Below are 13,038 nucleotides of genomic sequence, written 5' to 3'. Positions count from 1 at the left end.
CCGTCCTCGTGCGCCTTCCGTTCCCGCGACGTCGCGGCGGCGGCCTCCGGCACGCCCGGCCCCTCCGCCGGAAGCGTCGCCGCCTGGGCTCGGCACGGATCCGCCCCGCACGGTCAGCGCGGCCGGTCGGCGGCCTCCACCGACCGCCACAGCGTCTCGTACCAGGGCGGCCGGGCCGCCGTTCCGCCCTTGCGGGACTGCTGCCCGTCGCCGCCGCTGCCGTCCAGCACGATGTAGCACTTTACGCCAGGACGGCAGTAATGGAGCCTTCGCGTCGCCTCACGCTCAATGTACGACTTATCGCCCAATTGTTGCTTGCGTTGGGCGAGGATCTCCACCTGCCGGCGGGACGCGGCCTCCTGCCGGCGCAGGTCGGCGATCTCCTTGCGCTGGGCGATGTACTCCCGGACAGGGTAGGCGAGGCTCAGCGCGATCGCGCACACCACGACCGCCAGGATGGCGGCCCGGCTGGTGAGGGCGGGGTTGCCCCGGCGCGCACCACCGCCGTGCTCGCCGGGGTCGTGGTCGTCGACACCGTGATCACCGGCACCGTTGTCGGAACCCTGGCCGGTGTCGTGGTCGTCGTCCTGCGCCATCGTGTCCCCTGCCTGTGGCTCGGCCGCACGGCCCCCGCGGACGCGGTGCCCCGCGGACGGGGGCCCGGCGGACGGGACGGCGCCCGCCCGCCGGCTCACATGGTCTCAGCCCTGCGCGTCGAAGCGCGGGAACGCCGCGGCACCGGCGTAGCGCGCGGCGTCGTCCAGCAGCTCCTCGATGCGCAGCAGCTGGTTGTACTTGGCGACGCGGTCGCTGCGGGCGGGGGCGCCGGTCTTGATCTGGCCACAGTTGGTCGCGACGGCCAGGTCGGCGATCGTGGTGTCCTCGGTCTCGCCGGACCGGTGGCTCATCATGCAGCGGTACCCGCTGGTCTGCGCGAGCGACACCGCGTCGAGGGTCTCGCTGAGGGTGCCGATCTGGTTGACCTTGACCAGCAGCGCGTTCGCGGCGCCGGACTTGATGCCGCGGCCGAGCCGCTCGGGGTTGGTGACGAACAGGTCGTCGCCGACGATCTGGACGCGGTCGCCGACGGCGGCGGTGAGGCCCTCCCAGCCGGCCCAGTCCTCCTCGTCGAGGGGGTCCTCGACGGAGACGAGCGGGTAGTTGCCGAGCAGCTCGCCGTAGTAGGCGGCCATGTCGTCGGAGGACCGCTTGGTGCCCTCGAACGCGTACTGGCCGTCGGCGTGGAACTCGCTGGCGGCGACGTCCATGGCGAGCGCGATGTCGCGGCCCGGGGTGAAGCCGGCCTTGCGGATCGCCTCCATGATCAGGTCGAGCGCGTCCCGGTTGCTCGGCAGGTCGGGCGCGAAGCCGCCCTCGTCGCCGAGGCCGGTGTTCAGGCCGCGCGACTTCAGCACCGACTTCAGCGCGTGGTAGGTCTCGGCGCCCCAGCGCAGCGCCTCGGCGAAGGTGGCGGCGCCGATCGGCGCGACCATGAACTCCTGGACGTCGACGTTGCTGTCGGCGTGCGCGCCGCCGTTCAGGATGTTCATCATCGGGACGGGCAGCAGGTGCGCGTTCGGGCCGCCCACGTACCGGAACAGCGGCAGCCCGGCGGAGTCGGCGGCGGCCTTGGCGACGGCCAGGCTGACGCCGAGGATCGCGTTGGCGCCGAGCGCGGACTTGGCGGGGGTGCCGTCCAGGTCGATCAGCAGCTGGTCGATCAGCCGCTGGTCGGACGCGGGGTAGCCGACGAGCTTCTCGTCGATGGTCTCGTTGACGGCCTTCACGGCGTTGCGGACGCCCTTGCCGCCGTAGCGCTCCCCGCCGTCGCGCAGCTCCACGGCCTCGAACTGCCCGGTGGACGCGCCGCTCGGGACGGCGGCGTGCGCCTCGGTCCCATCGGCGAGCAGCACCTCGACCTCGACGGTCGGGTTGCCGCGGGAGTCCAGGATCTCCCGGGCGAGTACGGCCTCGATCGACGACACGGGGAACCCCCTGATGGTGCGGACGGTCTGGTGCGATCACCGAGCCTACTGCCGGACCGGGCGGTCCGGCGCCGCCGGGGCGCGGGCGGGTGCCCCGGCGAATCTTTTACCCGTCCGCCACGGTGCCGTTTGCCCTGTTCAGGCAAGTAATCCCGGGTACTGGCAGCAGCGGACCCGGGGAGGTCGTCATACGCGTCCGGCTCCGCCGGCCGTCCACCGGCCCGAGCCGCTGGATCTGGCAGGCCGTGCTGCGTCACCCGGAGATCCGGATCCGGGTGACCGTGACGGCCGTGCTGATCGCGTTCGCCCTGTCCACGGCGCTGTGGATCGTACTGCTGAACCTGGTCAGGGGGGACGCGATCGTCGACGCGACGCGGGCCGCGTCCCGCGAGGCGCGGCGGACCAGGACCTCGGTCGTCGACGGGACGCTGTCCGACCCGATCAAGTCGCGCCCCGGCCGGCTCCTGCAGGTGCAGGACGTCGAGGGGCGGGTGATCGCGGCCTCGCCCGGGATGCAGGGCCGTTCCCCGGTACGCGTTCCACCGCCCCCACCGGACGACGACCGCCGCGTCAACCGGACCTGCGACGTCGACGCGCCCCAAGGGGAGTGCTTCCTCGTCGTCGAGCTCCGGGAGGATCAGGGCCGCAGGACGAAGTTCGTGTTCTCGCTGGAGCCGGAGCCGGGGCTGGTGCCGCGCCCGCTCACCGCGGCGCTCCTGGCGCTCGGGATCCCGTTCATCACCGGTCTCGTCGGCTACGGGACGTGGCTGGCCGCGAGCCGCACGCTGCGCCCGGTCGACGAGATCCGCCGCGAGCTGGACGAGATCACCGCCACCGACCTGCAGCGCCGCGTCCCGGTGCCGCCGCGGCGCGACGAGGTGGGGCGGCTCGCCGAGAGCGTGAACGCGACCCTGGACCGGCTGGAGCAGGCGGTCGCGCGGCAGCGCGGGTTCGTCTCCGACGTGTCGCACGAGCTGCGCAGCCCGCTCACCGCGCTGCGGATGGAGCTGGAGCTGGCGCTGTCGGCCCCGGACGACACCGAACTCCCCGACACGCTGCGGGCCATCCTGATCAACGCCGAGCGGCTGTCGGCGGTGGTGGACGACCTGCTGGCGCTGGCCCGGCTGGACGCCGACCGCAACTTCACCCGGGAGCCCACGGACCTGACGGAGATCACCGACCAGGAGGTGCTGCGCCGGCCGCGGCGCACCCAGGTGACGGTGCTGTCGGAGGGCCCGGTGACGGTGCGCGGCGGGCGCAGCGAGCTGGCCCGGCTGCTCACCAACCTGCTCGACAACGCCGACCGGCATGCGGCGTCGGAGGTGACGGTGATGCTGCGGGTGGAGCGGCCCGACACCGCGGTGGTCGAGGTGATCGACGACGGCACGGGCATCGCCCCGGAGGACCGCGAGCGGGTGTTCGAGCGGTTCGCGCGGCTGGCGGACGGCCGGCACCGGGACGCCGGCGGCACCGGCCTCGGGCTCGCGATCGCCCGCGACATCGCGGTGGCGCACCGCGGCTCGCTGATCCTCACCGACCGGATCGACGGCGTCCCCGGCGCCCGCTTCGTCCTCCGCCTCCCCCGCGACTAGCGCACGGCGTGCCTCAGTGCAGGTCGGCGGCGGTCACGGATACCTCGGTCCGCTCGGCGGGGGCGACGCCCATCGCGCGGGCGAGCTTGCGGAAGGCGCCGGCCTCGGCGGTGCGGCGCTGCCGCTCCAGGGTGCGGGCGAGCGCCTCGTGCGCCCAGCCGTTGCCGGGGTCCAGCTCGACGAGCCGGCGGAACGTCTCCTCGGCGCGGCCGAGCTGGGCGCTGTGGAAGTACGCGCGGCCGAGCAGCTCGACCGCGGCGCGGTTGCCCGGGTCGCCGGCGGCGATCGGGGCCAGCAGGCGGGCGGCGCCCGCGTAGTCCTTGGCGTCGAAGAACAGCGTCGCGCGCTCGAAGTCCTCGTAGGTGGTCATGCCGCCCCCTTCCTGGGTTGCTTGACACGACCCGCTAACCGGGGGGCGCGGCGCTTTGTTCCCGGCCCGTCTCCCTGCCCCGCCTCCCGGCGGGGTCAGGTCATGCCGAGGGCGGTGCGGAGGCGTTCGCGTTCGGCCTCCAGCAGCTCGATCTGGCCCTGCAGCTCCTCGCGCGCGGCGAGGTACTGGCCGGAGTCCACCATGTCCGTGGCGTCGCCGGACGGCGCGGGAAGGTCGGCGTGCAGCCGCGCGAGCGACTCCTCGATGTCGCGCAGCCGGGTGCGCCGGTCGTCATCGGGCTGGCTCTGGTTCATGTGCTCCTCCTGTGCCTCTGCATGCCCGGACCGGCGCCGTCCTCACCTGTGCCGGGCGGTCAGATCCGCAGGACGGTCTTGCCGCGGGCGCCGCCCGCCCGGTTCTCGGCGAGGGCGTCGGCCGCCTCCTCCAGCGGCACCTCCCGCTCGACCCGGACGCGCAGCCCGCCCGAGTCGATGAGGTCGGAGAGCCGGTCCAGCAGCTCGGCCGAGGACTCGCCCTCGAAGTTGATCCCGCGCAGCCCCTTGGCCTCCATCGCGTCGGGATGCACCGACCAGGTGGTGGTGATGTAGGTCCCGCCGGGGCGGAGCAGCTGCGCGAGATGCTCGGTCGCCCGGGTGTCGCCGACCATGTCGAGGACGGCGTCGATCCCGTCGGAGTGGACGGCGAGGACCTGCCGGTTGAGGTCGCCCGCGGAGTGGTCGACGGTCTCGTTCGCGCCAAGGCGCCGCATCGTGCCCGCCATGTCGTCGCGGGCGGTCGCGATGACCTTCGCGCCCGCGCGGGACGCCAGCTGCACCACGCCCTGCCCGACCCCGCCGGTCGCGCCCACGACGAGGACGGTCTGGCCGGTGTCGACCCGGGCCTCCTCGACCATGGCGAGCGCGGTCGCGCTCGCCGTCGGCACCGCCGCCGCCTGCGTGTAGAGCATCCCGGCCGGCATCTTCGCGACCGGCCCGTCGTCGCGGGCGACGGTGTACTCGGCGTAGCTGCCGAGCCCGCGCTCCACCCCGCGGAACGACCCGTAGACCTGCTCGCCGGGCCGCAGCCGGGTGACGCCCTCGCCGACCGCGTCCACGACGCCCGCGCCGTCCTGGCCGAGGATCAGCGGGAACGGCGCGTCCACGGAGTCCTTGAGCATGCCGTCGGCGATCTTCCAGTCGAGCGGGTTCAGCCCGGCGGCGATCACGCGCACCAGGATCTCCCCCGGTCCCGGCTCCGGGACCGGCAGGTTCATCGGCGCCGGCGTGGCGCCGTACTCGGACACGGCGATGGCTCGCATGACGATCGTCCCCCCGAACGGATCGGCGCGCGGTGGGCACGCCCCGCCGGTGATCTACCCGGTGATCACACGGTCACACGGGTCACGCCGGTGCCTGCTGCCGGCCGCCGGGCAGGGGCGGGATGGTCACCGGCGGGACCGGCGGCCGCGGGTCCCCGTCCCCCGGGCCGCCGCCGGGCTCGTCGCGCCCGCCCTTGCTGACGTGCAGGGTGATGGTCGCGCCCGGCTCGGCCGACCCCGGCGACTGGCCGGCGACGGTGCCCTCGTCGTACTTGCGGGACTCGACCGGCTTGCCCACGCGGGTCTTGAAGCCGGCGCCGCGGAGCTTGGCGACGGCGTCGCCGAGCTCCATGCCGCGCACGTCCGGCACCTTGGCCCTGTCCTCGCCGGACCCCTTGCTGAAGTAGTGCGACGGCGGCCGGTCGAACGAGGACGCGGGGGTGCCCGACAGCGCCCCGAGCATGCTCTGCTTCCAGATCGGCGCGGGGATCGTCGCCCCGAACACGGCGCCGTAGCACCGGCCGTCCATGCAGAGGCTCTCCATCGGGTGCTTGTAGCCGCCGCGCGGGTCGCCGACCCACACCGCCGAGGCCAGGTCCGGGGTGTATCCGGCGAACCAGGCGGCGGAGAAGTTGTCGACGGTGCCGGTCTTGCCGGCGGCGTCGCGGCCGAGGCCCATACCGCGCGCGGTGCCCTTGGTGAGGACGCCGCTCAGCACGTAGCTGACGGCGTCCGCCACGCCCTCGTCGATCGCCTGCTCGCAGTCGCGCCCCGGAACCTTCAGCTTGTGGCCGGACACATCCCGGATCTCCTTGATCGCGAGCGGCTTGCAGTACTTGCCGCGGGCGCCGAACGCCGCGTAGGCCGCCGCGAGCCGCAGCGGTGAGACGGGGTTGAAACCGAGCGTGAAGGCCGGGTACTCCTCCAGCGGCTTCCCGTTCGCCTGCTTCATCCCGAGCCGCTCGGCCATCCGCACGGTGTCGCAGAGGCCGACCTTCTTCTCCAGCGCGAGGAAGAACGTGTTCACCGAGTGCTGCGTGCCGGTGACGATGCTGAACTGCTTGCCGCCCTCACCGTCGGCGGCGTTGCGCAGCGACGCGCCCGGGTCGCCGACGCGGTCGCCGTCGCAGTTGCGGTACCCGACGGGCGTGTACTCGCGCGGCGCCATCAGCCGGGTGCCGAACGGGAGGCCCTCGTCCAGCGCGGCGGCCAGCGTGAACGCCTTGAACGTGGACCCGGCCTGCATCCCGATGCTGGAGCCGTGGCCGGCGTCGGCGGCGAAGTTGATCCAGGTCTTGCCGCGCTCCTTGTCGGGGCCGAGGTCGCGGTCGACGACCATCGCCTTGATCTCCCCGGTGCCCGGCTCGACCATCGCCTCGGCGGCGGCCTTGTGCGCGGAGTTCTTCGGCGGGACGTGCTTGTCCACGGCGCGCTGCGCCGCCTTCTGCGCCCGCCGGTCCAGGGTGGTGCGGATGGTGAGCCCGCCGCGCTTGAGGAGCTTCTCCCGGTCCTTGGCCGTCTTGCCGAAGACCGGGTTGGTGAGGATCTCGCGCTGGACGTAGTCGCAGAAGAACGGCGCCTTGCTGGATACGCAGCCGCTGTGCACGTTGTCCACGTCCAGCTTGATGGGCTGCTCCTTGGCCGACGCCGCCTTGGCCGGGTCGAGCCAGCCGAGCTGGGCCATCCGGTCCAGGACGGTGTCGCGGCGCTTGCGGGCGTCGCCGGGATGCCGCGTCGGGTCGTAGGCGTAGGGGTAGCGGATGACGCCGGCGAGCAGCGCCGCCTCGGTCAGGTCCAGCTCGGAGGCGTGCTTGGAGAAGTAGTGCCGGGCCGCCGCCTCGATGCCGTAGGCGCCGTCGCCGTAGTAGGCGATGTTGAGGTAGCGGCGCAGGATCTCGTCCTTGCTGAGCCGCTTCTCCAGCGCCACCGCGTACCGCAGCTCGCGGATCTTGCGGGCCGGGGTGACCTCCTTGGCCTCCGCGCGCTCGGCGTCGGAGTCGGCCTGGGTGAGCAGGAGGTTCTTGACGTACTGCTGGGTGATGCCGGAGCCGCCCTGGGTGACCTGGCCGTTGGACAGGTTGCTGCCGAGGGCCCGCAGCGTGCCCTGCAGGTCGATGGCGCCGTGCTCGTAGAACCGGTTGTCCTCGATCGCCAGCACCGCCTGCCGGACGATCGGGGCGATCTTGCCGAGCGGGACGTCCACCCGGTTCTGGTAGAAGAACGTGGCGATGGTGTCGCCGTTCGCAGCGAGGATCTTCGAGCGCTGCGGGACGCCCGCGGTGGTCAGCCCCGCCGGCTCGGACTCGAACCAGCTCGCGGCGTCGCGGGCGCCGACGCCCGCGGTGCACGCGGTCGGCAGCAGCATGAGGGCGACGAGCACGCCGGCGAGGCCGCCGAGCGCGCCTAGCCCGCGCAGCGCGCGGGCCTTCTCGGCGCGGGTCGTCGACCGGGTGAGCAGCCGGCGCGGCGGGCGCGGCGGCACGGGGGTTCCGCTCCCGGGATCCCCTGCCTCGCCATCGGCCTCGATCGGCACGCGCTCAGAGTAGACGCGCCTCCCCGGCCGGACCACCCCGTCGGCGATGTTCCGGTCGATATCGCCCGAATCAGCCGCGCTGCTCTCGTCGTTCCCACGCTCGGACACGATCGCGGAATACCCGGGAAACGGCGCGCAACTCCGCCTCCGGGTCGGCTCCGCGCCCGGTCGCCTCCCGAACCAGGGCGAAAAGGCGTCCGCCCAGGTCGTCCGGGGCGTCGGCGAGGCCACCGGCGAGGTCGTCGGCGAGCCCCGCCGGGGCGTCCAGCCGGGCCGCGCGGCGCTGGAGCTGCGCGGCCAGCGACAGCGCGGGCTGCCCCATCGGCACGCCGTCGAGCGCCGACGCCTCGGCGCCGCTCTTCTCCGCCCGCTCGGCCGCCTTGATCTGCTCCCAGTTGGCGTTGACCTCGTCGGCACCGGAGACGGTCACGTCCCCGAACACGTGCGGATGCCGCCGGACGAGCTTGTCGACGATCGCGCCGGCCACGTCGTCGATGGTGAACGCGGTCTCGTCGTCGCGCTCGGCGGCCACCACCGAGTGGAACGCCACCTGCATCAGCACGTCGCCCAGCTCCTCGCGCAGCGCGCCGAAGTCGCCGGACTCGATGGTGTCGAGGACCTCGTACGCCTCCTCGAGCAGGTACGGGACGAGGCTGACATGCGTCTGCTTGCGGTCCCACGGGCACTCGCGGCGCAGCGTGTCCATCACCGAGACGAGGTCCAGCAGCCGCGCGCCCGGCAGATCGTAGGAGCCGTGCAGCACCTCGACGTCCAGCGGGTCGTCGACGACGAGGGCGCCGATCTCGCGCATCAGGTCTTCGTCGCCTTCGGGCGCGGCGACCCACAGGGCGTCGGCCTGCCGGGCGTCGGCGACCAGGCCGGCCGGGTCGGGCGCGTCCACCGGGTCCGAGACGACGCCGGCGTCCAGGAGCGCGGGCAGCAGCGGGTGCCCGGCGCGGAGCCGGACGGCGTCGGCCGAGCGGAGCGCGTCCCAGGCCCGCCAGGTCAGCAGGCCGGGCGCGACCCGGTGCGTGGTCGCGAGCAGTGTCAGGCCCATGCGCCTCAGATACCCGAATCCGGGCTGGACAGCCGGTAGGCGATCGGGGCGATCTCGAACTTGGCCGGGTCGTAGTGCCCGTAGCGCGGGTTGACCTCGATGTGCATGCCGTCCGCGGTGCGGCGGAACAGCTCGTTCCACTGCTCACCGGCCCGCTGGTTCGCCGGGTTCAGCCGGTTGTTCGGGTCGGCGCCGAACCGCTGCATGACCGCGGCCTGCGTCGCGACGAGCCGCGCGAGGTCGCGGGCGTGCTCGCGGGGCAGCCCGCTGGCGAGGGTGATCGACGCGGCCCCGCCGCCGTGGTCGAGGGCCTCGACGGCGCCGTCCACCTCCCCGCCGGTGACCTCGATGCCCGCCCGGTCGGCGACCTTGCGGGCGACCTTGAAGTTGATCAGGAGGGTGAGCGCGCCCTGCAGGTCCGACTCGGAGTCGCCGGCGACCTGCGGCGCCGGGTTGGCCGGGTTCGCGCGCAGCTCGTTGGCCGCCGGGTCCGCCCGGAACTGGGTGCGCCAGTCGCGGACGGTCTGGCTGAGGGAGGTGACGGTGATGCGGTCGTCGCCGACGAGGGCGGCGGTGCCGACCTTCGGGGAGCCGCCGCAGCCGGCCAGCGCGCCGGCCGCGAGCACGACCGCCACCGCTGCCTTCACGGACTTACCAGGCACGGATTCCTCGTCTCGTCATCGAGCTCGTCTGGGGTGAGCTTGGCTGGGGTCGCGCCAGACTATCCCCGCACGGGGGCATCCAGGAAAAGGGCGCCCACCAGGCCGGCCGCCCACGTCAGCAGTTCCTGGTCGCGCAGCGGACGGCCGCCGAGCTGCGCGGTCTTCGGCGCCGGGACCAGCAGGGTGTCGGTCGCCGGCTTCAGGATGCTCTTCGGGTAGAGCCGCTGCAGCCTGACCTGCTTGGAGTCGGGCAGGTCCACGGGCGTGAACTTGATGAAGTTGCCCTGGAGGGTGACGTCGGTGAGCCCCGCCTTGCGGGCCTTGGCCCGGAACCGGGCGACTTCGAGGAGGTTCAGCACCGGGACGGGCAGCGGCCCGAACCGGTCCTTCAGCTCGTCGTGCACGGCGCCGATCTCGTCCTCGGACGTGATCGCGGCGATGCGCCGGTAGGCGTCCAGCCGGAGCCGCTCCCCCGGCACGTACTCGTGCGGCAGGTGCGCGTCGACGGGCAGCTCGACCTTCGTCTCGACGGCCTCCGGCTCGCCGCCGCCGCCGTCCTTCAGCTCCCGGACCGCCTCCCCGACCATCCGGACGTACAGGTCGAACCCGACGCCCGCGACGTGCCCGGACTGCTCGGCGCCCAGGATGTTGCCCGCGCCGCGGATCTCCAGGTCCTTCATCGCGACGTACATGCCGGCGCCGACCTCGGTGTGCTGGGCGAGCGTCGCGAGCCGCTCGTGCGCGGTCTCGGTCAGCGGCTGCTCCGGCTGGTAGAGGAAGTAGGCGTAGGCGCGCTCCCGGCCGCGTCCGACGCGCCCGCGCAGCTGGTGGAGCTGCGACAGCCCGTACACGTCGGCGCGGTCGACGATGAGGGTGTTGGCGTTCGGGACGTCCAGCCCGGACTCCACGATCGTCGTCGCGACCAGGACGTCGTAGTTCTTCTCCCAGAAGTCGACCATGACCTTCTCGAGCTCGTGCTCGTTCATCTGGCCGTGCGCGATGCCGATCCGCGCCTCCGGGACGAGCCGCGCCAGGTTCGCCGCGACCTTGTTGATCGACCGGACCCGGTTGTGCACGAAGAACACCTGGCCCTCGCGCAGCAGCTCGCGGCGGATCGCGGCGGCGATCTGCTTCTCCTCGTACGGGCCGACGAACGTCAGGACGGGGTGCCGCTCCTCCGGCGGCGTCAGGATCGTCGACATCTCCCGGATGCCGGTCAGTCCCATCTCCAGGGTGCGCGGGATCGGCGTCGCGGACATGGCGAGCACGTCGACCTGCGTCCGGAGCCGCTTCAGCTCCTCCTTGTGCTCGACGCCGAACCGCTGCTCCTCGTCGATGATCACCAGGCCGAGGTTCTTGAAGCGGGTCTGCGCCGACAGGATCCGGTGCGTGCCGACCACGACGTCCACGGTGCCCTCGGACAGGCCGCGCAGCGTCTCGGTGATCTCACCGTCGGACTGGAACCGGCTGATCGGCTTCACCACGACGGGGAACGCCGCGAACCGCTCGGTGAACGTCGACATGTGCTGCTGGACGAGCAGCGTCGTCGGCACCAGCACCGCGACCTGCCGCCCGTCCTGGACGGCCTTGAACGCCGCCCGCACCGCGATCTCGGTCTTGCCGTAGCCGACGTCGCCGCAGATCAGCCGGTCCATCGGGACGGGCCGCTCCATGTCGCCCTTCACCTCGTCGATGGCGGCGAGCTGGTCGGGCGTCTCGTTGTAGGGGAACGCGTCCTCCAGCTCCCGCTGCCACGGGGTGTCGGCCGTGAACGGGTGGCCGGGGCTCGCCATCCGCGCCGAGTACAGCCGGATCAGCTCCCCCGCGATCTGCTTGACGGCCTTGCGGGCGCGGGACTTGGCCTTCTGCCAGTCGGCGCCGCCGAGCCGGTGCAGGCCGGGCGCCTCGCCGCCGACGTAGCGGGTGAGCTCTTCGAGCTGGTCGGTCGGGACGAACAGCCGGTCGCTCTTGGCGTACTCCAGGATCAGGTACTCGCGGGTGGCGCCCTGCACCGTCCGGCTGACCATCTCCACGTACCGGCCGACGCCGTGCTGCTCGTGCACGACGTAGTCGCCGGCCTTGAGCTGCAGCGGGTCGATGCCGCCGCGCCGCCGCGACGGCATCCGCCGCGCGTCCTTCGTGGACGACTTCTGCCCGGACAGGTCGGTCTCGGTCAGCACCGCCAGCTTGACCGACTCCCAGGTGAACCCGTTCTCCAGGAGCCCGGTCGTCACGTTGACCAGGGCCGGAGCGGGCGCCTCGGCGACGTCGGTGAGCCGCGCGCCGATGCCCTCCTCGCCGACGAGCTGGACGAGCCGCTCGGCGGGGCCGTGCCCGGCGGTGACCATCACGACCCGCCAGCCGCCGTCGATCCAGCCCTTCAGGTCGCCGACGACCCGGGACGTGTCGCCCCGGTAAGCCTCCGCCGGCGTCACCCCCAGGTTCAGCGCGTCGCCCTCTTCATTCAGGGGGGACGACCCCCCTGTACCCCCCGCGCTCGCTCCGCTCGCCGTTAGTGGATTGAGCGCTGTCACGCTCCATCGGGGCAGGCCCAGCTCGGTGCTGTGCTCCCGGACCTCCTCCAGCGAGCGGAACGCGGCGGCGCCGAGGTCGATCGGCGCCTCTCCCCCGGCGGCGGCGTTGACCCAGCTCGCCTCCAGGAACTCCTGGCTCGTCCGGACCAGCTCCACCGACCGGGTGCGGATCCGCTCCGGCTCGCACACCAGCAGCGCCGAGCCGTCCGGCAGCAGGTCGGTCAGCAGCTCCATGCTCTCGGCGAGGACGGGCGAGAACGCCTCCATGCCCTCGACGGTGTCGCCGTCGGCGATCCGGCCGAGGATCTCCGCCAGGGCCGGGTGCTCCTCGGCGAGCAGCTTCGCGCGCTCGCGCACCTTCGGCGTCAGCGGCAGCTCACGGCACGGCGGCGCCCACAGCCCGCCTTGTGCGACCTCCAGGGACCGCTGGTCGGCGGCCTTGAAGTAGCGGATCTCCTCGACGGTGTCGCCCCAGAACTCCACCCGGAGCGGGTGCTCCTCCGTCGGCGGGAACACGTCCAGGATGCCGCCGCGCACCGCGATCTCGCCGCGCTTCTCCACCAGGTCGACGCGGCCGTACCCGGCTTCGACCAGCCTGCGGACGGCGTCGTCCATGTCGGCGTCCTCGCCGGAGACCAGGCGCACCGGCTCCAGGTCGGCGAGCCCGGACACGATCGGCTGCAGCACCGCGCGGACCGGCGTGACGACGACGTCGAGCGCGCCGCCCTTGCCCTCCTCACCGGGCTGGGCGGCGTCCGGGTGGACGAGCCGCCGCAGCACCGCCAGCCGCTGCCCGACCGTGTCGGAGCGCGGCGACAGCTTCTCGTGCGGCAGCGTCTCCCACGCCGGGAAGTGCGCGACGCGCGCCTTCGACATCGTGCACGCCTCGTACCTGATCGAGCGCGTGCCGCATGCCGAACTGGTGCTCGACCGGTTCGTCGCCGCGCTGAAGCCGGGCGGGCTGCTGCTGGTGCATCTGCGCGACCG

Annotated in this window: 10 protein-coding genes; 1 reads left to right on the top strand and 9 read right to left on the bottom strand. The window is 73.1% G+C overall.

What is annotated here, in order from left to right; genetic code table 11:
* Positions 1–113: 113 nt before the first annotated feature.
* Positions 114–596, bottom strand: a complete 483-nt coding sequence (locus tag E1293_RS12140; RefSeq protein WP_132197036.1) for an FtsB family cell division protein — start codon at positions 594–596, stop codon at positions 114–116.
* A gap of 105 nt (positions 597–701) precedes the next feature.
* Positions 702–1,985, bottom strand: coding sequence for a phosphopyruvate hydratase (eno, locus tag E1293_RS12135; protein WP_132197034.1), 1,284 nt, complete (start codon positions 1,983–1,985; stop codon positions 702–704).
* A gap of 245 nt (positions 1,986–2,230) precedes the next feature.
* On the opposite strand from eno, the gene E1293_RS12130 reads away from it, so the two are divergent.
* The gene (locus E1293_RS12130; RefSeq protein WP_243716181.1) at positions 2,231–3,577 is read left to right on the top strand and encodes a sensor histidine kinase; all 1,347 of its coding nucleotides are present in this window, start codon (positions 2,231–2,233) and stop codon (positions 3,575–3,577) included.
* A 13-nt stretch (positions 3,578–3,590) separates the two neighbouring features.
* Here the strand turns inward: E1293_RS12130 and E1293_RS12125 are convergent, their stop codons facing one another.
* From E1293_RS12125 to mfd, 7 genes are all read right to left on the bottom strand, one after another.
* Positions 3,591–3,947: a tetratricopeptide repeat protein gene (locus E1293_RS12125; RefSeq protein ID WP_132197032.1), complete on the bottom strand. Its 357-nt coding sequence runs from the start codon at positions 3,945–3,947 to the stop codon at positions 3,591–3,593.
* A 95-nt stretch (positions 3,948–4,042) separates the two neighbouring features.
* A complete protein-coding gene (locus E1293_RS12120; RefSeq protein WP_132197030.1) occupies positions 4,043–4,261 on the bottom strand; it encodes a hypothetical protein in 219 nt (72 codons plus the stop codon).
* 59 nt (positions 4,262–4,320) lie between these two features.
* Positions 4,321–5,265 (bottom strand): NADP-dependent oxidoreductase, encoded by a 945-nt coding sequence (locus tag E1293_RS12115; protein ID WP_132197028.1) that lies wholly within the window; start codon positions 5,263–5,265, stop codon positions 4,321–4,323.
* Positions 5,266–5,347: 82 nt separating this feature from the next.
* Positions 5,348–7,906: a penicillin-binding protein gene (locus E1293_RS12110; RefSeq protein WP_165978176.1), complete on the bottom strand. Its 2,559-nt coding sequence runs from the start codon at positions 7,904–7,906 to the stop codon at positions 5,348–5,350.
* Positions 7,869–8,855 (bottom strand): nucleoside triphosphate pyrophosphohydrolase, encoded by a 987-nt coding sequence (gene mazG, locus E1293_RS12105; RefSeq protein ID WP_132197026.1) that lies wholly within the window; start codon positions 8,853–8,855, stop codon positions 7,869–7,871. Before mazG ends, E1293_RS12110 begins: the two co-directional genes overlap by 38 nt.
* Positions 8,856–8,860: 5 nt before the next feature.
* The gene (locus tag E1293_RS12100) at positions 8,861–9,502 is read right to left on the bottom strand and encodes a hypothetical protein (protein ID WP_132197024.1); all 642 of its coding nucleotides are present in this window, start codon (positions 9,500–9,502) and stop codon (positions 8,861–8,863) included.
* Between the two features lie 74 nt (positions 9,503–9,576).
* Positions 9,577–13,038 (bottom strand): transcription-repair coupling factor (mfd, locus tag E1293_RS12095; protein WP_424923622.1); only part of this gene is annotated, 3,462 nt, incomplete at its 5' end.

The organism is Actinomadura darangshiensis (assembly GCF_004349235.1).
Lineage (GTDB): Bacteria > Actinomycetota > Actinomycetes > Streptosporangiales > Streptosporangiaceae > Spirillospora > Spirillospora darangshiensis.
The sequence above is the reverse complement of the archived record's forward strand: the minus strand, read 5'-3'. Positions and strand labels throughout refer to the sequence as shown.